Annotated in this window: 21 protein-coding genes; 12 read left to right on the top strand and 9 right to left on the bottom strand. The window is 64.6% G+C overall.

Features of this window, described 5'->3' with window-relative positions:
* Positions 1-271 precede the first annotated feature (271 nt).
* Positions 272-1,258, top strand: coding sequence for a hypothetical protein (locus B5V02_RS04390; RefSeq protein WP_111542985.1), 987 nt, complete (start codon positions 272-274; stop codon positions 1,256-1,258).
* A gap of 38 nt (positions 1,259-1,296) precedes the next feature.
* On the opposite strand, the gene B5V02_RS04385 is transcribed toward B5V02_RS04390, so the two are convergent.
* The gene (locus tag B5V02_RS04385; RefSeq protein ID WP_111543729.1) at positions 1,297-1,746 is read right to left on the bottom strand and encodes a GatB/YqeY domain-containing protein; all 450 of its coding nucleotides are present in this window, start codon (positions 1,744-1,746) and stop codon (positions 1,297-1,299) included.
* Between the two features lie 278 nt (positions 1,747-2,024).
* On the opposite strand from B5V02_RS04385, the gene carA reads away from it, so the two are divergent.
* On the top strand, positions 2,025-3,230 hold the full coding sequence (carA, locus tag B5V02_RS04380) for a glutamine-hydrolyzing carbamoyl-phosphate synthase small subunit (protein ID WP_111542984.1): 1,206 nt from the start codon (positions 2,025-2,027) through the stop codon (positions 3,228-3,230).
* 185 nt (positions 3,231-3,415) lie between these two features.
* Here the strand turns inward: carA and B5V02_RS04375 are convergent, their stop codons facing one another.
* The 3 genes from B5V02_RS04375 to ypfJ form a co-directional block, all read right to left on the bottom strand.
* Positions 3,416-4,336 carry an aldo/keto reductase gene (locus tag B5V02_RS04375; protein ID WP_111542983.1) on the bottom strand — a complete coding sequence of 307 codons (921 nt, stop codon included), beginning with the start codon at positions 4,334-4,336 and terminating at the stop codon, positions 3,416-3,418.
* On the bottom strand, positions 4,333-5,598 hold the full coding sequence (locus B5V02_RS04370; protein ID WP_111542982.1) for a TCR/Tet family MFS transporter: 1,266 nt from the start codon (positions 5,596-5,598) through the stop codon (positions 4,333-4,335). Before B5V02_RS04370 ends, B5V02_RS04375 begins: the two co-directional genes overlap by 4 nt.
* Positions 5,599-5,753: 155 nt before the next feature.
* Entirely contained in the window at positions 5,754-6,659 is a 906-nt protein-coding gene (gene ypfJ, locus B5V02_RS04365) for a KPN_02809 family neutral zinc metallopeptidase (protein WP_111542981.1), read from the bottom strand.
* 213 nt (positions 6,660-6,872) lie between these two features.
* On the opposite strand from ypfJ, the gene B5V02_RS41420 reads away from it, so the two are divergent.
* The gene (locus B5V02_RS41420; RefSeq protein WP_245445673.1) at positions 6,873-8,054 is read left to right on the top strand and encodes a hypothetical protein; all 1,182 of its coding nucleotides are present in this window, start codon (positions 6,873-6,875) and stop codon (positions 8,052-8,054) included.
* Between the two features lie 719 nt (positions 8,055-8,773).
* Here B5V02_RS41420 and B5V02_RS04355 read toward each other — a convergent pair.
* Together B5V02_RS04355 and mntR are read right to left on the bottom strand one after the other, a co-directional pair.
* Positions 8,774-8,962, bottom strand: a complete 189-nt coding sequence (locus B5V02_RS04355; RefSeq protein ID WP_111542980.1) for a hypothetical protein — start codon at positions 8,960-8,962, stop codon at positions 8,774-8,776.
* Between the two features lie 103 nt (positions 8,963-9,065).
* Entirely contained in the window at positions 9,066-9,521 is a 456-nt protein-coding gene (gene mntR / locus B5V02_RS04350) for a manganese-binding transcriptional regulator MntR (RefSeq protein ID WP_167458365.1), read from the bottom strand.
* A gap of 234 nt (positions 9,522-9,755) precedes the next feature.
* On the opposite strand from mntR, the gene B5V02_RS04345 reads away from it, so the two are divergent.
* The 3 genes from B5V02_RS04345 (at position 9,756) to B5V02_RS04335 (ending at position 12,839) form a co-directional block, all read left to right on the top strand.
* Positions 9,756-11,120, top strand: coding sequence for an Nramp family divalent metal transporter (locus B5V02_RS04345; RefSeq protein WP_111542978.1), 1,365 nt, complete (start codon positions 9,756-9,758; stop codon positions 11,118-11,120).
* 87 nt (positions 11,121-11,207) lie between these two features.
* Positions 11,208-12,050, top strand: a complete 843-nt coding sequence (locus B5V02_RS04340; protein WP_167458364.1) for a protein-L-isoaspartate O-methyltransferase family protein — start codon at positions 11,208-11,210, stop codon at positions 12,048-12,050.
* Positions 12,051-12,185: 135 nt separating this feature from the next.
* Positions 12,186-12,839: a dihydrofolate reductase family protein gene (locus B5V02_RS04335; RefSeq protein WP_111542976.1), complete on the top strand. Its 654-nt coding sequence runs from the start codon at positions 12,186-12,188 to the stop codon at positions 12,837-12,839.
* 201 nt (positions 12,840-13,040) lie between these two features.
* On the opposite strand, the gene B5V02_RS04330 is transcribed toward B5V02_RS04335, so the two are convergent.
* Positions 13,041-13,910: a LysR substrate-binding domain-containing protein gene (locus B5V02_RS04330; protein ID WP_111542975.1), complete on the bottom strand. Its 870-nt coding sequence runs from the start codon at positions 13,908-13,910 to the stop codon at positions 13,041-13,043.
* Between the two features lie 97 nt (positions 13,911-14,007).
* Between B5V02_RS04330 and B5V02_RS04325 the strand changes: the two genes are divergently transcribed.
* Entirely contained in the window at positions 14,008-14,607 is a 600-nt protein-coding gene (locus B5V02_RS04325) for a LysE family translocator (protein ID WP_111543728.1), read from the top strand.
* A 21-nt stretch (positions 14,608-14,628) separates the two neighbouring features.
* Here the strand turns inward: B5V02_RS04325 and B5V02_RS04320 are convergent, their stop codons facing one another.
* Complete coding sequence (locus B5V02_RS04320) at positions 14,629-15,423, bottom strand: SDR family NAD(P)-dependent oxidoreductase (protein ID WP_111542974.1); 795 nt, start codon at positions 15,421-15,423, stop codon at positions 14,629-14,631.
* 218 nt (positions 15,424-15,641) lie between these two features.
* On the opposite strand from B5V02_RS04320, the gene B5V02_RS04315 reads away from it, so the two are divergent.
* Positions 15,642-16,094 carry a MarR family winged helix-turn-helix transcriptional regulator gene (locus tag B5V02_RS04315; protein WP_111543727.1) on the top strand — a complete coding sequence of 151 codons (453 nt, stop codon included), beginning with the start codon at positions 15,642-15,644 and terminating at the stop codon, positions 16,092-16,094.
* Between the two features lie 25 nt (positions 16,095-16,119).
* On the opposite strand, the gene B5V02_RS04310 is transcribed toward B5V02_RS04315, so the two are convergent.
* The gene (locus B5V02_RS04310) at positions 16,120-17,295 is read right to left on the bottom strand and encodes an MFS transporter (RefSeq protein WP_111542973.1); all 1,176 of its coding nucleotides are present in this window, start codon (positions 17,293-17,295) and stop codon (positions 16,120-16,122) included.
* 209 nt (positions 17,296-17,504) lie between these two features.
* On the opposite strand from B5V02_RS04310, the gene B5V02_RS04305 reads away from it, so the two are divergent.
* From B5V02_RS04305 to carB, 4 genes are all read left to right on the top strand, one after another.
* Positions 17,505-17,861 (top strand): ArsR/SmtB family transcription factor, encoded by a 357-nt coding sequence (locus B5V02_RS04305; protein WP_111542972.1) that lies wholly within the window; start codon positions 17,505-17,507, stop codon positions 17,859-17,861.
* Positions 17,862-17,916: 55 nt separating this feature from the next.
* A complete protein-coding gene (locus B5V02_RS04300; protein WP_111542971.1) occupies positions 17,917-18,672 on the top strand; it encodes a metallophosphoesterase family protein in 756 nt (251 codons plus the stop codon).
* A gap of 164 nt (positions 18,673-18,836) precedes the next feature.
* A complete protein-coding gene (locus B5V02_RS04295; RefSeq protein WP_167458363.1) occupies positions 18,837-19,832 on the top strand; it encodes an SH3 domain-containing protein in 996 nt (331 codons plus the stop codon).
* Between the two features lie 221 nt (positions 19,833-20,053).
* Positions 20,054-23,557, top strand: coding sequence for a carbamoyl-phosphate synthase large subunit (gene carB / locus B5V02_RS04290; RefSeq protein WP_111542969.1), 3,504 nt, complete (start codon positions 20,054-20,056; stop codon positions 23,555-23,557).
* Position 23,558: the final 1 nt, after the last annotated feature.

The raw sequence follows: 23,558 nt of genomic DNA, 5'->3' as shown, positions 1-23,558 counted from the left end.
CGGAGGGAGGAGGCGCGGGCCGCGCCAGAATCAAATGATAGCGCAATCCCCGCGGATCGAAAATCACGGATTTTACAGACGTGGAGAAGTCCGCCGAAACCCTTGAACCAGCAGTCGGAGTATGCTTCCCCCGCGGTTCTCATGCGGGCTTCCTTTCGGGTGCGCTAAACAAGATGTGTTTCGCCGATTGGCGCGCGGTCTTTTATGATTGGTTCCTGGCGGAAACACCGCAAGGATTCGCAAGATGGCTTTGGCGGGGAGTAGTGATCCGGTGCGGTTGAGATCTGTCTTGCTGGGTGTCGTCGCCAGCCTCCTCCTTGTCGTCATCGCCTTGACGGTGTCGGCCCGGTCGTTTGCCGCGCTGCCATCGGGCGTTCCAGCCTGGCTGCAGGCCCATGTCGGCGACAGCGACGGTCAGATCTCACAAGTGGTTCTGGAGCGGGCGCGCGCGCTCTATCTGAAAAAAGTCGCGCAAGGTGCCGTCAAGAACCCCTGTTACTTCGCCATGGATGCAACACGCCCCGGCGATCTGGGCAACGGAGTGCTGGGGCGCCGATACTATGTCGTCTGCGAAGCCAGCCAGTCGTTTCGTGCAATCTCATCGGGTCACGGCGGCGGCCGGAATCTGAGAGGCACTCTCGATTTTTCAAATGGCAGACGCTGCTCGAAGAACTTCGGCAACGCCATGGATTCGGAATTGACCGCCGGCGGGGCCTATATGACCCGCGAGGCGAAAACGTCGTTCAAAGGCTTTTATCGCACCGGCGCGAAACAGGACGCCGCATTTCTGCGCACCTTCATACAGTTCGACGGCGAGGGCGAAGCTGCTAACGCCAGGCAGCGGGTGATCGGCGGCCACGCGGCCCAGGTGCTGCGCGGCATGTGCCTGCGCAAAAATCCGAACAGTTCATATGCCGACCATGACGGTTTCGTGCCGTTCGGCAAGCTGGTGGAATACGCCGGCGGCCGCAGCAATGGCTGCACCAGCTGGTCGCCGGCGGATGCCCAACAGATCATCTCGATGATCAAGGACAACCCGACGACGCTCTACATCTACCCTGAATCACGCGACATCGCCGCGGTGGCGGCCAACCGTTCGCAGTCGGGCGGTAGGCCTTACTGGAACGCGTCCTGCCTGAAGGAAATCGGCGCTCCAAAATTCTGGCCGCGAAAAACCCTCGAGCCGATGATTGCTCAATACAAAAAGGATCATCCGGCACCTCCGCCACAGCCGCTGCCGATCTGCAAGGGGTCTTGAGGTCCGCCTCATCCTGTTGGAGGCGGGACCTCAATCCCCTACTGCAGCAGCCCCTTGACGATGCCGCTCGCCTTGCCGAAATCCATCTGGCCGGCATATTTCTGCTTCAGTGCGGCGATCACCTTGCCCATGTCCTTCTGGCTGGCCGCACCCGTCGCCGCGATCGCCTCGCGCGCCGCCACGGCTACCGCGGCATCGTCGAGCTGCGTCGGCAGGAAGGCGCGGATGATCTCCATCTCGCCGCGCTCCTGTGCGGCCAGTTCCGGCCGCTTGCCGTCGTCGAAAGCCTTGGCCGATTCCTCGCGCTGCTTCACCATCTTGGCCAGGATCTGCAGGATCTCCTCATCGCTGGCCGGCTCCTTGGCCGAACCGCGATTGGCGATGTCGCGGTCGTGGATGGCCGCCTGGATCAGCCGCAGCGTCGGCAGCCGGTGCTTGTCCTGCGCCTTCATCGCGCTCTTCAGGGATTCGGCGATTTTGCCACGCATGGTGCTTTCTCCTTCGATCGGCGCGGACAATAGCGCCGAGGGCAAGCCAACGCAAACTCTGATATCTTTAGGCAAGTCACTGATATTGCTTGACGAAATAAATCGGCGCCCGATTTCGCATCATCATTGACCACTCTGCCCCCTTCCCCTATGTACTGGGCCTTGCATGAACTGAAGCTTGAGTGCGTGGAAGCCGCGAATTCGCCGCTTTGCGCCATTTGCTGCGCCGATGGCCCACAGGGCCGATTTGAAGCGCGCAGCCTGATAGGAGTGCCGCCTTGGCCGAGATGACGCCCCCTTGGGCCACCGAAAAGCCGACCGCCCTTCTGGTGCTGGCCGACGGCACCGTCATCGAGGGTCGCGGCCTGGGCGCCACCGGCTCCGCCGTCGCCGAAGTGTGCTTCAACACCGCGCTGACCGGCTACCAGGAAATCCTCACCGACCCGTCCTATGCCGGCCAGATCGTCACCTTCACCTTCCCGCATATCGGCAACATCGGCACCAATGACGAGGACATCGAGGACCTCAATCCGGTCGCCCGCGCCGGCGCCGTCGGCGCCGTGTTCAAAGCCGATGTCACCAACCCGTCGAACTACCGCGCCGGCACCGGTCTCGACCAATGGCTGAAGAAGCGCGGCATCGTCGCCCTGTCGGGCATCGACACCCGCGCGCTGACCGCGCTGATCCGCGAAAAGGGCATGCCCAACGCCGTCATTGCGCACGCGCCCGATGGCGTCTTCGACCTCGACGACCTGAAGCAGCGCGCCGCCGCATGGTCGGGCCTGATCGGGCTCGATCTCGCCAAGGAGGTCACGTCAGGCCAGTCCTCGGTCTGGCGCGAGACGCCCTGGGTGTGGAACGAAGGCTTTGGCGAACAGGCCGAACCCTCGATGCATGTCGTTGCCATCGACTACGGCGTCAAGCGCAACATCTTGCGCCTGCTCGCCGGCCTCGGCGCCAAGGTCACCGTGGTGCCGGCCAAGACCGGCGCTGAAGAAATCCTTGCCATGCAGCCCGACGGCATCTTCCTCTCCAACGGCCCCGGCGATCCGGAAGCCACCGGCGACTATGCCGTGCCGGTCATCCAGGACCTGCTGAAGACCGACATTCCGGTGTTCGGCATCTGCCTTGGCCACCAGATGCTGGCGCTGGCGCTGGGCGGCAAGACCGCCAAGATGCATCAGGGCCATCACGGCGCCAACCATCCGGTCAAGGACCACACAACCGGCAAGGTCGAGATCGTCTCGATGAACCATGGCTTTGCCGTCGATGCCGACTCGCTGCCCGCCGGCGTCGAGGAAACCCATGTCTCGCTGTTCGACGGTTCGAACTGCGGCATCACGCTGACCGGCCGGCCAGTGTTTTCGGTCCAGCATCACCCCGAAGCCTCACCCGGCCCGCAGGATTCGCACTATCTGTTCCGACGCTTCGTCAATCTGATCCGCGAAAAGCGCGGCGAAGAATTGCTGGCGGAGCGGGCTTAACTCGAGCCGTTAGCGCAGCCCCTCATCTGGCTGCCGCCATCTTCTTCCCGTGAACGGGGAGAAGGGGCTGGCCGCAACCTCGGCACTTTTTTCTGCAACGTTGGGAATTGGCAAAAGCTCCGGTGAGGGGCAGCGCAAACGTCAGCCGCAAGGAGCACGCCACAAACGTCGCGCCTTCGGAAGGTCTACGCCACCGGCCGGCCTTCGCTGGCTTCCAGGATGGCGAACCAGTGCTGGCGGTCGAGCACGATCTCGATCGCCTTGACCATGGCAGCCAGCCGTTCCGGCTTCATCGAGCCCAGCACCGGCACCAGCCGCGCCGGATGGCGCAGCAGCCAGGCGATAGCGACTGCGGCGAGATCGCCGGTACCGGTTTCAGCAGCCACCGCCGCCAGCGCTGCACGCACCCGCGCCTCTCGCCCCTCCTGTCCAGTGAACAGCGAGCCGCCACCGAGCGGCGACCAGACCATCGGCGCATAGCCGAGCCGCTGCGCATGGTCGAGACTGCCGTCGGTCAATGCGGACGTCTTCAGCACCGACATCTCGATCTGGTTGGTGGCAAGCGTGAACGGCAGCCGCGACGCCAGCAAATGGAACTGTGAGGGCGTGAAATTGGAAACGCCGACCGCCCTCACCTTGCCGGATTTGACCAGCCCGGCCAGTGTTGCCGCCGTCTCGTCGGCATCCATCAGCGGGTCCGGTCGGTGCAGCAGCAACAGGTCAAGATAATCGGTGCCGAGATTGGCAAGCGAGCGGTCGACCGAGGCGGTGATGTGGGCAGCACTGGTGTCGTAGTGCTTCAGGCGGTTTTGCGGCCGGTTGTCCGACGCCAGCATGATGTCGCATTTCGAGATCAGCTCGATCTCGTCGCGCTTGCCTGTCCAGCGCGCCAGCCCGGCGCCGAAGGCCGCCTCGACTTCGTAATTCCCATAGATGTCGGCATGGTCGAAGCTGGTCAGGCCGAGATCGACGGCGGTGCCGATCAGCCGGGCGACCGCTTCTGCATCCGGGCGGCCGGCGCCGTCGAGCAGGCGCCAGGCGCCGAAGACCAGCCGCGACAGCGACGGCCCGTTCTTGGTCAGGGCGATACGCCCGTCATGGCTCATATCTGCGCTCCATCTTCCGCGACGCCGGTGGTGACGTTTCTGAGCGGTGCCGGTCTGGCCACTTTGGTGACGAAGACGATGAGCGCCAGCATCAGGAAACACGCGCCAACCAGATAAGGCGCGCCGCCGAAGGTCACCGGCGCATTCGGCCCCGTGAACCAGGAGAAGATCGCCGTATAGAGCAGCGGTGTGATGATCGAAGTGATCGAAAAGATCGAGGTCATCGCGCCTTGCAGTTCGCCTTGCGCCGAAGGCGGCACCTTGGCAGCGGCGAGGCTCCTCAGCGGCGGATCGGCCAGCGCTTCGAGGCAGCCGGCGACGATCACCGCATAGATCATCCAGCCTTGCGACGCGAAGGCGTAACCGAAGGCGCTGAGCGCCGTGAAGGCAAGGCCGATGACCGCCGTCTTCCACTCGCCAAGCCTGGGGATCACGCGCGGCAGAACCGTCGCCATGACGATCGCCCCGCACAGGCCGAAGGCGCCGAGCGAAAAGCCGATCTGTTGCTCGCTCCAGCCATAGCGGTAATTGGAGACGAACGACCACACCGCCGGATACATCATGTGTCCGAGCGTCATCAGGAAGAAGACAAGCCCGATCCAGCCAATGCCTTTGTATTGGCGCATCTGCAGAAGCGTCCCGACCGGGTTCGCGCGTTTCCACTCGAAACGGCGGCGGTGCTTGTCATCGAGCGTTTCCGGCAACAGGAACAGCGCGATCAGGAAGTTCACGAAAGCCAGCCCGGCAGCGAAATAGAACGGCACGCGCGGCCCGAACGTGCCGAGCAGCCCGCCCAGAACCGGCCCGATGACGAAGCCGACGCCAAAAGCGATGCCGAGCAGGCCGAAATTCTTCGCCCGGTTCTCATCGTTCGAGATGTCGGCGATGAAGGCGGATGTCGTCGAATAGCTGGCGCCCGAAATGCCGGCCAGCACGCGCCCGATGAACAGCATGGGATAGGACCAGGCGAAGGCGCAAATCAGATTGTCGATGGAAAAGGTCAGCACCGAGGCGAGCAGGATCGGCCGCCGTCCGAAGCGGTCGCTCAAGCCGCCCATGATGGGCCCGAAAAAGAACTGCATCGAAGCATAGACGAAGAACAGCCAACCACCCTCGATCGCCGCTCCGCTGATGCTGACGCCGGTCAATTCCCTGAGATAGGCCGGCAGCACCGGCATGATCATGCCGAAGCCGATGATATCGAGCAGCAGCGTGGTGAAGACGAGCGCAAGGCCCCGTCTGGCGGTTTTGGGGTCGATCATAAAGGGTCAAGCTCCTCTGCTCGCCCTGGGGCGCAGGCGGACGCACCTTATAGGCGAGCTTGCCGCACGGAACAATAAGGGAACAGGCCGGATATGTTTATCCTGACATCCCCTGACGACGCTTCGCCGTCAGGGCAGTCTCGGGAAACAGTCTCTCAGAGCGGGCCGCTCAGCGTGTTGCAGTCCGAAAGCTTGCCGCTCTTGTAGCCGCGCGTCAGCCATGTCTGCCGCTGCTGCGAGGTGCCGTGGTTGAAGCTCTCGGGCACGACATAGCCCTGCATTTTCTTCTGCAGCGTGTCGTCGCCGATCTGCTTGGCGGCGTTCAGCGCGCTTTCGAAATCGCCCTGCTCCAATATGCCTTTCTGCGCGGTGTAATGCGCCCACACGCCGGCGAAACAGTCAGCCTGGAGCTCGATGCGCACCGACATCTGGTTGGCCTCGACCTCGCTCATGCCTTGCCGCATCTGGTTGAACTTGGACATGATGCCGGTCAGGTTCTGCACGTGGTGGCCGATCTCATGGGCGACCACATAGGCCCGGGCGAACTCGCCCGAAGCGCCGAACTGCTGGTCGAGCTGCTGGAAGAAGGTCATGTCGAGATAGACCTTGTGGTCGCCGGGACAATAGAAAGGTCCGGCCGCCGCGGAGGCAAAGCCGCAGGCCGAGCGGACCTGGCCGCTGAACAGCACCAGCTTCGGGTCCTCGTAGGTCAACCCTTGAGACTTGAAGATACCGGTCCAGGTGTCTTCGGTCTCAGCCAGCACGGTGGCCACGAACTGCTTCATCTCGTCGTTGGCGGGCGTAGCGCCGCTGTCCTGGCCACCGCTGTTGTCGGTGATCTGGCCGCCGTCGCCACCGCCCAGGATCGTCGACGGATCGAAGCCGAAATACCATCCGGCCAGCACCACCAGGATGACAAGGAAGATGCTACCGCCGCCACCGGCACGGCCGCCGATCGGGATACGGAACTGACCGGGGCTGCCGCCGCCGAGTCCGCCGCCGCCGCTGTCGCTGCGGTCGTCCTCGATATTGTCACTCTGACGACGGCCTCTCCAGAGCATGGCAACTCCTCGCGCTGCGAACTTCCCCATTGTCCCGGTAAGCCCGGCTCAACCCAACAAACAATTATCGCAATGGTTGCGCCAAGTCACAGCATTTTTCGCCGGCCCAGGCAGTGCCGGCATGGCGGCTGCGCCGCTCTGGCCGGGAGAAGACAAGCCCTGTAGCATCGCCTGAACCAAGGGGGCGAGGAGCGCTTGCGAACGATCGGCCGAATGCTGCTTGTACTGGCCCGAATGCTGATTGTACTGGCATTGAGCTGCCTTGGCTTACGGGCAGCCGGCGCGGTGACGCTCGATTCCAGCGTTGCCGTCACCGATCCCGCCACCTTGCAGGCGCTGGAGCGTGGCGGCCTGTCGATCAGCCGCCTGCTGGGCCCAGCACTCGGCCTCACCCGCGACGTCGACAATCGCGGCCTGTTTTCGGTGCCGGCGCTGGCGACGGTGCGCGACACCGTCAAGCAGCAGATCGCCGACGAGCCGAAGACCAGCCCTGACCCCTATGTCGCGGCCATGGCGAAGTCGACGGACACCAGCCAGAAATTCAATCCGAAATACATCGACGACGACGGCTCGACGCTCGACCTGACCGGCGTCGTCAACCGCATGGATCGCGGCTATCTCGGCCACACCGAATGCGGCGAGATCCGGCTGATCTATCGCTTTCATTATTCGGTCGCGGAAAAGCCGGTGAAGGGAAAGGTGAGCCAGCGCATTTCCTCGCGCCTGCCGCTGACCATGAGCCTGGTGTTCAACGCCAAGCCCACGCGGGCACAGGCCCGCGCTTCAAAGGATTTGCCGAGCGCCACCGATGTGTCCTGCACCGAAATCGCCAAGCGCTGGCTTGCCGCCGGGAAGAAGGATCTGCCGCCCGATCAGCTCGCTGCCTGGCTGCGTTCCGACGAAGGGCCGCTCTCCGGCGCCATGTTGAATTCGTCGCAGATCATGCGGCTCGAACTCAACATGCAGGTGCTCAGGCTATCGGCCTCGACGCGGCGCGATTTCGGCGGCCACGCCGAGTACCTGCTGAAGATCTTCAAATGGAATCCGGCCACCTCGAGCTTCTACGAATCGAAGATGGAGAACCAGATCGACAGGGCTATCGTGCTGGCCGACAAGCCGTCCTTCGCCAAATGGCTGCTCACCGACCGCAACATCTACGACCTCGACCATGGCCGGCTGGTCGTCGACGAAAAATTCCTGGCCAAGAGCGCCTTACAGGCGCCGATCCGGCCAGTGAGCCGCGCCGCAACGCCGTCTTCGTGCCGGGCTCGGCCGTGTTCTTTGCCGACCTGCCGCGCCGCCGCGCCATCGTCGAGCAGTTCGCCGCCGGCGGCCACCCCGATTTCACCAGAGGTTTCGCCGCCCGTCCGGACCAGAAATATGCCGAGGCGCTGAAAGGCACCGATCTCTACAATGGCTGGGGCTCGATCTGCTACCGCGGCGAGGATTTAAGCTTCAAGGACTGGAGTTGCGGCGAAGGCCTGCGCTGCGCCGGCGTCCACGAAAGCGCCATCCATCCGGGCTTCGGCACCTGCGTCAGCGAGGCCGGCACCGCGGTCGGCGACCCCGTCGAGTTCGGCGAGATAAAAATGTCGACATGGGGCAACGACCAGTATTGCCGCCTGTCGCCGGCCACCGCCAAGGCATGCGCCATCGATCCGGCGCGGGACAAGAAGCCGCTGGTCAAGCTCGCCGGCTATGGCGCCGCACGCCAGCGCTACGATAATCCGCAGCAGAAGACCGGCGGCTTTCCCGGCGGCATGCTGCGCAAGGCGAGCTGCGACAAGCTTCCCGACGAGGCGACGTGTGGCCGGTTGGCCAAGACCGGCTTCAACGACTGCATCGCATCGGGCAAGGACCACAAATTCTGCACCAAGGAATTCACCAAGACCGCCGGCTTGCGCGCCTGCGACAAGGCGCATCCCTGCCGCGAGGACTATATCTGCACTGCCGGCTACGATGACCTGGCGGAGGCAAAAGCCGGCGAAGGCACCTGCATCCCGCCCTATTTCATCTTCCAGTTCCGCGTCGACGGCCATCCGCGCAGCTGGGTGCAGGATGTCAGGGAGTGAGCTTGCCGCACGCGGCTCAGGCAGCCTGCATGAAGGGAGCGCCTAGTCCCGCTGCTTGGCGCCAGCGCTTTTGCCGTCGGAGCTTTTCGAGCGCTCCTCGAAACGCGCGGCGCCTTTCTTCAGCGCGTGACCGGTCTCGGCCTCGGTCTTGCGCTCGTCCTTCGCCGCCGCCTGCTTCAATCCCTTGGCCGCCTGCTTGCCCTTTGCGGTCGGTGCCTGTTCAACGCCCATCGCTTCCTCCCTTGACGCGCGACAATCGCGCGGTGTCAGTAGCAACGTGCGTAACATCAGGCGGTTCCAGCGGCTCGCAGGTGGGAATCAACAGCGATACGGCTCAGCGCGCCGCCGTCATCGCCTTGCGGAACGCTTCCAGCGTCTCGGCGCTGACATGGTGCTCGATGCCCTCGGCATCGATGCGCGCCGTTTCGGCACTGACGCCGAGCGAGCGCAAAAAGGCTTCCACCGTCTGGTGGCGGATGCGGCTCTCTTCCGCGACCTTGCGGCCGGTATCGGTCAGGAACACGCCGCGATAGGGTTTTCTCGACACCAGGCCGTCGGCGCACAGCCTGGTCAGCATCTTGGCCACCGTCGGCTGGGCGACGCCGAGCCGTGCCGCGATATCGACCTGGCGCGCCTCGTTGCCGTCCTCGATCAGGTCGGCGATCAGCTCGACATAATCCTCGACCAGCGCGCTGCGGCGCGCTTCGCGCGTGTGCCTGAACCCTTCCGAATGGACATCGGCATCAGGCAGCGGCTTTTCGCGCGGGACCGGTCTGTTCTTCAGCGCCAATGCGCGCCCCTCCTGGGAGTTTAGCCGTCGATGCATTTATAGCACGGGCTCTGATTCTTCAGCCCGTTTATTTGCATTCCGCCACAGGTGCAACCGGCGGTCCCGATTGCAAATTTAGTGCATTGACACGGGAACCGAATAAAAAGCACCGACAATGAAATATAGCATATTGCATAATGTTGAGCCATGGCATAGCTTAAGGGAACATCAGCACGTCTCGCGGAAAGCCCCCTCATGTCTGAAGTCGAAGCCACAGCCTCCCGGTCCACATGGCGGTTCGCCAGGCCCGAGGAGGACGACCAGCCCAGCCTGAGGGAAGTCAATTCTTCCATCGCAGTGCCGAGTTCGGGCGTCTGGTTCCGCCGGCTGTTCGCCTTCATGGGCCCCGGCTACATGGTCTCGGTCGGCTATATGGATCCGGGCAACTGGGCGACCGACCTCGCCGGAGGCGCCCAGTTCGGCTACACGCTGCTGTTCATCATCATGCTGTCCAACCTGATGGCGATCCTGTTGCAGGCGCTGGCCGCCCGCCTTGGCATCGCCACCGGGCGCGACCTCGCCCAGGCCTGCCGCGCCTACTATCCGCGTCCGGTCAATTTCGTGCTGTGGATCGCCTGCGAACTGGCCATCATCGCTTGCGACCTGGCCGAGGTCATCGGCACGGCGATCGCGCTGCAACTTCTGTTCGGCATTCCGCTGATCGGCGGCGCCATGCTCACCGCGCTCGATGCCTTCCTCGTGCTGCTGCTGATGAACAAGGGGTTTCGCTATCTCGAAGCCTTCGTCATCGCGCTTTTGATCATCATCTTCAGCTGCTTCGCCATCCAGATCTTTGTTGCCGCACCGCCGGCCGGCTCGATCCTGCATGCCATGTTCGTGCCGTCGTCCGAGATCGTCACCAATCCGGCGATGCTCTACATCGCCATTGGCATCATCGGTGCCACCGTCATGCCGCACAATCTCTATCTGCACTCCTCGATCGTGCAGACCCGCGCCTATGAACGCACAGACAAGGGCAAGCGCGACGCCATCAAATGGGCGACGACGGACTCGACCATCGCCCTGATGCTGGCCTTGTTCGTCAACGCCTCGATCCTGATCGTGTCGGCGGTTGCCTTCCACAACACCGGCCACCAGGATGTCGCCGAGATCGGCCAGGCCTTCGAGCTGCTGTCGCCGCTGCTGGGCCTCAGCATCGCCTCGATCCTGTTTGCGGTGGCGCTGCTGGCTTCCGGCCTGAACTCGACGGTGACGGCGACGCTGGCCGGCCAGATCGTCATGGAAGGTTTCCTGCGCCTGCGCATCCCCAACTGGGCACGCCGGCTTTTGACACGCGGCGTCGCCATCATCCCGGTGGTGGTCGTCACCGCGCTCTATGGCGAAAAGGGCACCGGCCAGTTGCTGGTTTTCAGCCAGGTGATCCTGTCGATGCAGCTGCCCTTCGCGGTCGTCCCGCTGGTGCAGTTCGTCTCCGACAAGAAGAAGATGGGCAACCTTGCCATTCCGCGCAGCGTCGCCGCACTGGCCTGGGTGGTCGCCGCGGTCATCCTGGTGCTCAACTTCAAGCTGCTCTACGACACCATGTTCGGGGTCGGCTGAGTTTCGGCGTCGCCGAGAAATCGACTGCCCTCTGCGAAGAGGTAATCTCGCGACAAATCGGCAATCCGCGCTATCTTGTCCCGCGTCATGACCGGGATCGAAGACATCAGGACGTTCTACGCGCGGCTGATGGCCGCCAACGCCGGCTCGCGCGATCCGCGCCTGGAGGCGGTCTTCGCCGAAGTGCCGCGCGAAGCCTTCCTCGGCCCCGGGCCGTGGAGGATCGTCGCCGGCAACGGCAAGATCACAACGCCGAGCGCCGATCCGGCCCACATCTACCAGAACGTGCTGGTGGCGCTCGACGACGCCAAGGGCATCAACAATGGCGAGCCGTTCCTGCACGCCATGTGGATTGGGAAGCTTGCACTGAGACCCGGCGAGGCCGTTTGCCACATCGGCGCCGGCACCGGCTACTACACCGCGGTGCTGGCCAGGCTGGTTTCCCCCGGCGGCACCGTCACCGCTTTCGAACTCGACGCCAAGCTGGCCGAACTCGCACGACAAAATCTCGAAGCCTATGGCAATGCAACAGTCGTCCATGGTGACGCCGTGACGACGCCCTTGCCGCCATCCGACGTCATCTATGTCAATGCCGGCGTCGCTGCGCCACCGGCGGGATGGCTGAAGGCGCTGCGGCCAGGCGGCCGCATGATCTTTCCCTGGCGCCCGGCCGAGCGCGTCCCGCTTGCGGTGATAGTGACCCGCACCGAAAAGGGCTTTGCTTGCGATCCCTTCATGCGCTCGTGGTTCATTCCATGTGTCGGCGCCTCGGTTGCAGGCCCTGCTGCGAAGATCCCGACGCGCGACCAGGCCGCGCGCAGCCGCTCGATCTGGCTGACGTCGGACAAGGCGCCGGACCGCACCGCCACCGCGATCTTCGGCGATGTCTGGTTCTCCTCGCGCAGCCTCGGTGGCAGGCCACGCAATTGACGCGCCGATGGCGGGTTTGCCAGAAATTTCACATGGCCAGAAATTTCACATGGAGTGTCGGACGGGTGACCGGTCGCTCGTCCTTGGGTTGAAGTCCGGCCACGACGGTGTGGATTGAAGAACGGGAGTATTGGAATGAGAAAGATCATCGCAGCGACATTCGTCAGCCTCGATGGCGTCATGCAGGCCCCCGGCGGTCCGGAAGAGGATCCGGTCGGCGGCTTCAAGTTCGGCGGCTGGACGTTCCACTACTGGGACGATGCCATGGGCGCGTTCATGGGCGAGACCTTCACCAAGCCCTTCGACCTGCTGCTCGGCCGCAAGACCTACGACATCTTCGCCGCCCACTGGCCTTACCAGGACAACGACCCGATCGCCGAAAGCTTCAACGCCGTCACCAAATATGTGGCGACGCACCGGCACGACACGCTGACCTGGAACAACAGCCAGTCGCTGGGCGACGATGTCGTGGCGACGCTGCGCCAGTTGAAGCAGGAAGACGGCCCGGATCTGCTCATCCAGGGGTCGAGCGACCTGATCCAGACCTTGCTGGCCAATGATCTGATCGACGAGATCAGCCTGCTGATCTTTCCGCTGGTGCTGGGCAAGGGCAAACGGCTGTTCGGCAACGGCACAATGCCTTCCGCCTTGAAGCTGACCCGCTCGCAGGCCTCGAGCACCGGTGTCATCATGGCGACCTATGAGCGCGGCGGCGAGATCAAGGCTGGATCGTTCGCGCCGGAGAAGCCATCCGAGGCAGAGATCGAGCGGCGCAAGACCTGGAAGTAGCGGAAGAGATTTCAGAACCTGGGTTCCTCGCCCCCGCCGGAGCGGGGGAGAGGTGGCCGCGAAGCGGACGGAGAGGGGGTTTTCGTAGAACGAATGCCCATTGGAACTGGGCACCGTCGCGCCAGTCCCCTCTCCGTCTCAGCTGCGCCGAGCCACCTCTCCCCCACATTCGTGGGGACGAGGAACCCAAGTCTACAACCCTCAAGCCGCCACCAGTCGCCGCGCCAGCCCGTCACGGATATGCCGCGCGAACTCCTGCGCTGCGAGCCCGACGCCGTGCCTGGGCAGATGCAGGTTGATGGCAAAATTCGGCAGCGGCGGCAGCCCGGACTCCAAGGGCAATATGTCGAGATCGGCCGGCACGGTGGAGGCCAGCCATGTGGTGACCGCAAGATCGGAGCGCACGGTCGCCGTCGTCGCATCGATGTTGCCGTTCTCGAACACGGTGCGCCATTCCAGCCCATGCTCGCTGAGCGCCGACAGCACCGCCGGTCGGAAGGCACAGGTGTCGGCAACGATCGAGACCGGCAGCGGCCGCTTGGCGCGGGCAACGCCGCCCTTGGCGCCGACCCAGACCAGCCGGTCGATGGCAAGGCACTCGCCGGCCGACGGGCCGACCCGTTCCTCGATCACCGCAAGGTCGATGGTTCCCGCCGCAAGGGCGGCGGCCAGTTCCGGCGACGAGGCGCACACCAGCGATATCTCGACCTGCGGATAGGTCTCGGCATAGCGCTTCAGCACCGGCGCCAGCAAGGTGCCGACAAGATCGTAGGGCACGCCGAGCCGCACCTGGCCGGCCACCGGGGTACCCGCCATTTCGGCCCAGATCTCGTCATTGAGGCCGAGCAGCCGCTTGCCCTTGCCGAACAGCCGCTCGCCGGCGCGCGTCAGCCGCAAGCCGCGCCGGTCGCGCTCGAACAGGCTGGAACCAAGCGCCTCCTCCAGCCGCTTGACCTGCTGGCTGACCGCGCCCTGTGTCAGGTGCAGCGCATTGGCAGCCGCCGTCATGCTGGCCTTGTCGGCGACGGTGACGAAGGTGCGGATCAACGCCATGTCGAGATTTCGGATCATGGCTGGCATTATGACTGCTAATGCCAACCATGGCAAACATTGCATTTACTGAAGTTCGCGCGTGGCTACGATGGCAACTTCCTACAGAGGAAGCCGCATGCTCGAGTCCATCATCCCCCTCGTCCTGTTTGCGATCGTTGCCACCACTACGCCCGGCATCGCCACGACCTTGTCGACGGCGTCCGGCGCGCAGTTCGGCTTTCGCCGTTCCGTTCCCTTGCTGGTCGGCAGCGCCGCTGGCCTCGCCACCGTGACAGGGGCCGCGGCGGCCGGGCTTGCCGGCCTGCTGCTTGCCGTGCCCTCGCTGCAACTGGCGATGAAGGTCATCGGCTCGCTCTATCTCGTCTGGCTGGCGATCAAGATCGGCCGCAGCGGCCCGCCCAACCTGGACGTGACCATGGCCAGACCGAACAGCTTTCTCGGCGGCGCCGGCATTCAATGGATGAACCCCAAGGGCTGGGCGATGGGGCTGGGTGCTGCGGCCTCTTTCGCGGCTTTGGCCAGCGGCCCGCTGCAGCTTGCGCTGCTGCTCGGCGCCACCTTTGGCCTCGCGGCGGCTGCCTCGCTGTCGCTGTGGTGCGTGGCCGGCATGCTGCTCGCCCGGCTGCTCAAGACCGAGTGGCAATGGCGCGCGCTCAACGTCGTGCTTGGCTTGGTGCTTGCCGCCTCGATCATTCCGATGTGGCGGTCGGCCTAAACGCCAACCGCCACGCTCTCATCAAGCCGCGTAGCGTGCCGCCGGCTTGTCGGCATGCAGGCTGCCGTAGAAGGCTTGCCGCGCGCCGAGGAACGTGTCCAGCTTGGCCGCGTCGGCAAGCCCCGGCACCGTGACGGCTTCGCCTTTGGCCAGCCCGACTAGCGCGGCATCGACCAGATCATCGGCCGTCATGACGATCTCCTGCGGAAGGCTGTCGATATCGCTGCCGGCAAGCTCCCAGAAATCGGTCCGGGTCGCCCCCGGCAACACCACCTGCACCTTCACCTCGGTATCAGCAACTTCGCGCTGCAGGGCTTCGGTGAAGTTGACGACATAGGCCTTGGTGCCGCTGTAGATGCCGCCGAACGAGGTGTCGAAGGCGAGCACCGAGGCGATGTTGACGATGGCGCCACGGTTGCGCGCCACCAGCCCCGGCAGTACTGCACGGGTCAGCCGCGTCAAGGCGATGACATTGACCTTGATCATCCGCTCGGCCGCATCGGCGTCGGCCGTTGCGACGACCTGCTGGCCGCCGATGCCGGCATTGTTGACCAGCAGCGTCACGCTGTCGTCGGCGGCGATCACTTGCTCGACGCGGCGGATATCATTGTCGTCGGCCAGATCGGCGCCGATCACGCTGACCTTGCGGCCGTAGGCATAGCGCAGCTTCTCCGCCAGTTCCTCGAGCCGGTCGGCGCGCCGCGCCACCAGCACCAGATCATAGCCCTGTCCTGCCAGCCGGTCGGCATAGATCGCGCCGATGCCTGCCGAAGCACCGGTGACGACCGCCGTGCCCTTGTTGTCCTGTCCACTCATTGTCCTGTTCCTTCTTCGACTGATTTGCTTCGTTCAACCCGGCCGCCGGCACCGTGGGCAATCGCCCTCGCCGTAGCCAAAATCATCTGATTTCATTTAGTGGCATATGCCACCATTAACGAAATAGGCATATGCCACTATCTTGTCAATGATCGGAACGGGGATTATTTATGGACGCTGCGGGCGGACATCCTGTCGCCGTCGCTAAGGATAACATCATGTCGAAAGACACCCTGCCCGGCCTGACACTCTGCAACAACGCCATGCTGCGTCGCGCGGCGCGCAAGCTTGGCCAGTTCTATGATGATGTGATGGCGCCCTCGGGCCTGAAAGCCACGCAGCAAGGCCTGCTCTACCAGATCCATATCGGCAACGAGCCGGCGATGGGCGCCATTGCCGCCTCCCTGATCATGGACCTGTCGGCGCTCGGTCATACGCTGAAGCCGCTGATCCGCGACGGCTATGTCGAGACCTTTGCCGATCCGGACGATCGCCGCATCAAGCGCGTGCGGCTGACGCCGCGGGGTCTGGTCAAGCTCGACGAGGCGATGAAATTGTGGAGCGTCGCCCAGCAGCGCTTCGAGGATGTGGTCGGCAAGGATCAGGCGGCAAAACTGCGCGCGGCGCTGGATGACATCGCCGCGCTGGATTTTGATTTGCCAGCCAGCTGAGCCGGCCGGCGATCCAAGGACCGTTCTATTCTGCCGGGACCGCAACCGGCTTCACCAGCCGACCGGCCAGCACGATGCCGAGCCCGATCAGCGGGAAGGCCGCGGCGACCAGGCCGAGATCGGCGGGCGCGCCGTAGCGCAGCACGGCACCACCGACCACCGCGCCCAGCGCCACGCCGAGATAAAGCGCCGAGCCGTTGAGCGACAGCACGATCGGGGCGGCGTCGGGCGCCAGCTTGATGATGCGGCTGGCCTGCGCCGGCGGGAACGCCCAGCCGACAATGCCCCAAGGCACCATCATCGCCATCAGCGCCGGCCCGGCAATGTGGGGCGGCAGGAAGGTCGGTATGACCGACAGCAGGACCAGCATGGCGGCGCTCAGCGCCAGCGACCAGCCGACGGTGCGCGTTGCGCCGAAGCGATCCGCTGCCTGGCCTCCGGCAATGTTGCCGATCACGGCGCCGACACCGAAGGCGAGCAGCATGCCGGGCAGCGCGATCTGGCTGAGCCCGCCGCCCTCGATGGCGAGCGGCGCGACATAGGCAAATACGGTGAAGGCACCGGTCAGCGCCAGCAATGTCGTCAAAAGGATCGGCATGACACCGGGACGCAGGGCCGCCGCCAGCCGGCGCTTCAGGGGCAGCCTGGTGCCGACAATGCCGCGCGGCAGCCGGTACCACAGGATGGCGCCGGCAAGCGCACCGAGGCCGGCAATGGCGTAGAAGGTGCCGCGCCAACCGGCGATCGTCGCAACCAGCGCGCCGAGCGGCGCGCCGACGGCGACGGCCACCGTGGTGCCGCCGACGACGACGGCAATGGCGCGGGCCCGGTGATGGTCATCGACCAGCGCCACCGCGGTGCCCTGCGCGGTCGCGGCGAACAAGCCGGACGACAGCGCCATGACGATGCGCGCGATCAACAGAAGTTCGAAGGAGGAACTCAAGGCGGCGGCAATGTTGCCGATGACGAAGAACACCAGCGTCCACAGGATGACGCGGCGGCGGTCCCATTCGCCGGTCAGCGTCGCCAGGATCGGCGTGCCGACCGCATAGGCGAGCGCAAAGGCGGTGATCAGCGTGCCGGCCAGCGGAATGGAAATGCCGGCGTCCGCCGCGATGTCGGGCAGAAGGCTGGAGATGACGAAGCCTTCGGTCGAGATCGTGAACGATCCGAGCGCAAGCCAGAAGAGGCGCTTGTCCATGGGGCGGTGTCCTTAGTTCAAAGGTTATTGAACAATTGGACATGACAGGGCATGATGTCAATGAAGCCAGGGGAAAATAGCTGAACCCTCCTGACAGCCCTGTGTCAGCACAGTCGGTCAGCACGGGTCATGAAACGGAGAAACAGTGTGCAGGGCCACGGCCGGACGGATGCGTTGAAATCGGCCCGAACTGCGCTTAGGTTCCGGCGATGACCTTGCCACACCCCAATACCGACCAGATTAGCCTGCCGATCGTGCTCGGCGTGCTCGGCGACCCGACCCGGCTCGCCATCGTGCGCTATCTCGCCAGCAAGGAAGGCGTGCCGTTGAACTGCAGCCAGTTCCTCGATCTCGGCTCGAAGACCAATCTCAGCTACCACCTCGCCAAACTGCGCGAGGCCGGCGTCACCCGCGCCGAGGTGGTCGGCACCAACCGGATGATCACGCTGCGCCGCGCCGACCTCGACGCCCGCTTCCCCGGCCTGCTCGACAGCGTTATCGCCGCGGCCGGAGACGATCCCGCGCTGCCCGCGGTCGGCGGCCACGACCTCGAAATCCCCGCCTGAGGCTGTTCCTCGCCCTCGCTTGAGAAACGTTGCCTCACCAACGGAGCCACCCAAAATGTGCATCGCTGTCTTCGCCGATATCCACGGCAATGTGCTGGCGCTGGACGCCGTGCTTGACGATCTGAAGCACCGCGGCGGCGCCGACCTGACCGTCAACCTCGGCGACAGCGTTTCCGGCCCGCTGTGGCCGCGCGAGACGATGGAACGGCTGGAAGCACTCAACCTGCCGACGGTGCGCGGCAACCACGACCGTCGCGTCGCCGCCGACCCGGCCGACGACGCGATGTGGCCTTCCGACGCCTACGCGCAGGAGCGGCTGACGCGGGCGCAGCGCGAGGCGCTGTTCGCTCAACCCCTCACCTTGGAGATCGCGCCCGGCATCATCGCCTTCCACGCCCGCCCCGACCATGATGAGAAATATCTGCTCGATGCGATCACCGATGGCCAACTGGTCCGCGCCCCTCTGGCGGCGATCCGGCGGCGGCTGAAGGCACTCGACCCCGCCTGCCGTATCGCGCTGTGCGGCCATAGCCACCGGGCGGAGCTGATCCGCATTCCCGGTGGTCCGGTCATCTTCAATCCCGGCAGCATCGGCTGCCCCGCCTATGACGATTCGACGCCGCCGGCGCATGTCTCCGAGCAGGGCTCGCCGCATGCGCGCTATGGTATCGTCACCCTAGGCGCGGGCCAGCCCGACCGTTTCGAGGCCATCGCCGTCGACTACGACCATGAGGCGGCGGCCAGACAGGCCGAACTGGCAGGACGCCCGGAATGGGCCCACGCGCTCAGGACGGGGTTTATGCCCGGATAAACGCGCTTGCGTTTATGCCAGGCTGAACGCCCTTGCGTTCTTGCCGCCAGGGTCGAATTTTCGGGCTTACATGGCGGCACGTCGTCCCTTATAAAACCGGCCGGGCATGCGGCGGACTCGACCCGCAGCGTGCATAGTGTCTCTGAGTATCAGCGCACGGCCAAATGATGAGGCGCACAGTTACGCTCCGAACAACCCTGCCTGCGCTGATTGCCGTTCCGCTGCTGATGGCGGCATGGCCGGCCATTGCCATGGCCGAAGAGGCGTCGGATCTCGTCATCTCCATCGTCACCGGCCTGGCACCGGACGATCTTCTCAATGTCCGCGCGACCGCATCGCCGATCGCCAAGGTCGAAACGCGTCTGGCCGTCGGCGACAGCGTCACCAATCTCGGCTGCAACGACGTCAACGGCCACGAATGGTGCAAGATCGAGAGCACCGGCAAGGAAAAGCTGAGCGGATGGGCGCCGGCGCGCTACCTCACCCCCCTCAATCCGGCCCCCTATGTCGAAGGCCAGACAAAACCGGTCGATGCGACGGAGGTCGCCTCCAGCGGCAATGAGGCCGACCAGGCACAGCCGCCGGACAGCCCGCAGACCACCGGCACGGACAGTCCTGCAAAGCCGCAGCCGGCGGTCGCACCACCGCCCGACCTGACGGAGCGGCTGGGCGGCGCTGATCCGGTGGCTGGGGCCCAAAGCACGCTGAAATCAGCCGCCGAAATCGGCCAGACGGCTATGCAGGATGCCTACGGCCTGGCCTTCGCTGCGCAGGAAAACCCGACGACCGGCGAGATCGAAGAGCCGGTCGCGGCCCTGGCATCCACTGCCCCGCCGCCTGACCCGCAGACCGTCGCGCGGTTGGAACCGCCGTCCGATCATGCCGCCGATGCCACCAACGAGATTCCCTGCGCCCGCTATGTCGGTGAGCCGATGACGCGTTGTGCGGTCAGCGTCGTGCGCGCTGGCACGGACAAGGCCGACGTCACGGTCACCTGGCCCGATGGCGGCACCCGCGTCATCTCCTTCGTCGCCGGCAAGCCGGCCGGCTCCGACGCGCGCAGCGACTTCCGCTTCACCCGCGAAGGCAGCCTGAACATGATCCGCGTCGGCGTCTCCGAACGCTTCGAGATTACTGATCGGTTGGTGCTGGGCGGTTAGTTTCTTAGGGGAGTAAGGGAGTAGGGCAGTAAGGCAGTATGTTTACAACGCGCTCGAACCCCTACTGCCCTACTTCCCTGCCCGCATTTTCGGGGTTACATCGGGCAAAACTCTTCCCTATAAGGCCCTCCTAGCCTGATACCAGAATCGCGAGCACAACCGGCCGGGTCTTCCCGTCCCGGTTTTTTGTGCAAGCCGCCCGCCGAACGGAACTTTCGCCCATGCCAAGACGCACCGACATCAAGTCGATCCTGATCATCGGGGCCGGCCCCATCGTCATCGGCCAGGCCTGCGAGTTCGATTATTCCGGCACCCAGGCCTGCAAGGCGCTGAAGGAAGAAGGTTTCCGCGTCATCCTGGTCAATTCCAATCCGGCCACCATCATGACCGATCCGGAATTGGCCGACGCCACCTATATCGAGCCGATCACCCCTGAAGTCGTCGCCAAGATCATCGCCAAGGAACGGCCCGACGCACTGCTGCCGACCATGGGCGGCCAGACCGCGCTCAACACCGCTTTGTCGCTGCGCCGCATGGGCGTGCTCGACCGCTACAATGTCGAGATGATCGGCGCCGACGCGCATGCCATCGACAAGGCCGAGGACCGCGCGCTGTTTCGCGAGGCGATGAAGAAGATCGGCCTGGAAACGCCGAAGTCGATGCTGGCCAACGCCACCGACGTCAAGAACACCGACCGCAAGACGCATGAGGCCGAGCGTGCCGCCGTCAAGGCCGAGGCCCCGGCCGATCTCGATGCCGCGCTCGATGCGCTGGAAACCCGCTGGAACCTCGGCGAAGGCGACCGCAAGCAGCGCTACATCAGCCACGCCATGGCAATCGCCGCCCAGGCGCTCGACCATGTCGGCCTGCCCGCCATCATCCGCCCGTCCTTCACCATGGGCGGCACCGGCGGCGGCATCGCCTACAACCGCGCCGAATTCTACGAGATCGTCCAGTCCGGCCTCGACGCCTCGCCGACCACCGAAGTGCTGATCGAGGAAAGCGTGCTCGGCTGGAAGGAGTATGAGATGGAGGTCGTCCGCGACAAGGCGGACAATTGCATCATCGTCTGCTCGATCGAGAACATCGACCCGATGGGCGTGCACACCGGCGACAGCATCACCGTCGCCCCTGCCCTGACGCTCACCGACAAAGAATACCAGATGATGCGCAACGCCTCGATCGCGGTGCTGCGCGAGATCGGCGTCGAGACCGGCGGCTCCAACGTGCAGTTCGCCGTCAACCCGGCCGATGGCCGGCTGGTCGTCATCGAAATGAACCCGCGCGTCTCGCGCAGCTCCGCTCTGGCTTCGAAGGCGACCGGTTTCCCCATTGCCAAGATCGCGGCCAAGCTCGCCGTCGGCTACACGCTGGACGAGCTGGAGAACGACATCACCGGCGGCGCCACGCCCGCCTCCTTCGAGCCGTCGATCGATTACGTCGTCACCAAAATCCCGCGCTTTGCCTTCGAGAAGTTCCCCGGCGCCGAGCCGGTGCTGACCACCGCCATGAAGTCGGTCGGCGAAGTCATGGCCATCGGCCGCACTTTTCAGGAATCGCTGCAGAAGGCGCTGCGTGGACTGGAGACCGGCCTCACCGGATTGGACGAGATCGAGATCCCCGGCCTTGGCCATGGGACTGCGCCCGCCAACCGTGCCGACGACCGCAACGCCATCCGCGCCGCGCTCGGCACGCCGACGCCCGACCGGCTGCGCATGGTGGCGCAGGCGATCCGCATGGGCACATCGCTGGAAGACGTGCACGCCATGTGCAAGATCGACCCCTGGTTCCTCGAGCAGATCGCTGGCATCGTCGCCATGGAAGCCCGCATCCGCGAGCACGGCATCCCTGGCGATGCCGTCAACCTGCGCATGCTGAAGGCGATGGGTTTTTCCGACGCCCGCCTCGCCTCGCTGACCAAAACCGACGCCGAGGTGATCCAGAATATCCGCGAAAAGCTCGACGTTCATCCGGTCTACAAGCGCATCGACACCTGCGCGGCCGAGTTCGCGTCGCCCACCGCCTACATGTACTCGACCTATGAAGTGCCGTTTGCTGGCGCGCTCGCCAACGAGGCGCAGGTCTCGTCGCGCAAAAAAGTCGTCATCCTCGGCGGCGGGCCGAACCGCATCGGCCAGGGCATCGAGTTCGACTATTGCTGCTGCCACGCCGCCTTTGCGCTGCGCGACGCCGGCTATGAAGCGATCATGATCAACTGCAACCCGGAGACCGTCTCGACCGACTACGACACCTCGGACCGGCTCTATTTCGAGCCGCTGACGGCGGAAGACGTGCTGGAAATCCTGCGTGCCGAGCAGGCGTCGGGCGAACTGGTCGGCGTCATCGTCCAGTTCGGCGGCCAGACGCCGCTGAAGCTGGCCGACGCGCTGGAGAAGGCTGGCATCCCGATCCTCGGCACCTCGCCCGACATGATCGATTTGGCCGAAGACCGCGACCGCTTCCAGAAGCTGCTGCACAAGCTCGGCCTGACCCAGCCGAAGAACGGCATCGCCTATTCGGTCGAGCAGGCCCGCCTCGTCGCCGGCGAGCTCGGCTTCCCGCTGGTGGTGCGCCCCTCCTATGTGCTCGGCGGCCGCGCCATGCAGATCATCCATGACGAGGGCATGCTGCAATCCTACCTGCTCGACACCGTGCCCGGCCTGGTGCCGGAGGACATCAAGCAGAAATACCCCAACGACAAGACCGGCCAGATCAACACGCTCTTGGGCAAGAACCCGCTGCTGTTCGACACCTATCTCTCGGGCGCCATCGAGGTCGATGTCGATTGCCTCTGCGATGGCAAGGCGACCTTCGTCTCCGGCATTCTCGAACACATCGAGGAGGCCGGCATCCATTCGGGCGACAGTGCCTGCTCGCTGCCGGTGCACTCGCTGCCTTCGGAATTGGTCGACGAGCTGGAGCGCCAGACGGCCGCCCTTGCCCGAGCCCTCAATGTCGGCGGCCTGATGAACGTGCAGTATGCAATCAAGGACGGCACGGTCTATGTGCTGGAGGTCAATCCGCGCGCATCACGCACCGTGCCTTTCGTCGCCAAGACCATCGGGCGGCCGATTGCCAAGATCGCCGCCCGCATCATGGCCGGCGAGAATCTCGAAGGCGCCTTCGCCCATTACGGCGCCATGCCCGACCCCAGAAGCCCCGGCCACATCGCGGTCAAGGAAGCAGTGTTCCCCTTCGCCCGCTTCCCCGGCGTCGACATTCTGCTCGGACCGGAAATGCGCTCGACCGGCGAGGTCATGGGCCTCGACCGCGACTTCGCGCTCGCCTTCGCCAAGAGCCAGTTAGGGGCCGGCGTAGACCTGCCACGCTCCGGCACGCTGTTCGTCTCGGTGCGCGACGAGGACAAGAAAGGCATCTTGCCGGCGGTCAAGCGCCTGGCCGGCCTCGGCTTCAAGGTGCTGGCGACCTCAGGCACGCAGCGCTTCCTCGCTGAAAACGACGTCGTCGCCGAGAAGATCAACAAGGTGCTGGAAGGCCGCCCGCACATCGAAGACGCCATCCGCAACCGCCAGGTGCAGATCGTCTTCAACACCACGGATGGCCAGAAGGCGGTGTCGGACTCGAAGTCGCTGCGCCGCGCCACGCTGATGCAGAAGGTGCCGTATTACACGACGCTGTCGGGTGCGGCTGCGGTGGCCGAGGCGATTGCAGCGCTGAAGGCGGGGAACCTCGAAGTGCGGCCGCTGCAGGAGTATTTTGCCTAGT

The sequence above is a fragment of the Mesorhizobium kowhaii genome, assembly GCF_003253745.1.
Taxonomy (GTDB): Bacteria; Pseudomonadota; Alphaproteobacteria; order Rhizobiales; family Rhizobiaceae; genus Mesorhizobium; species Mesorhizobium kowhaii.
This window is presented reverse-complemented; position numbering and strand designations above follow the sequence as displayed.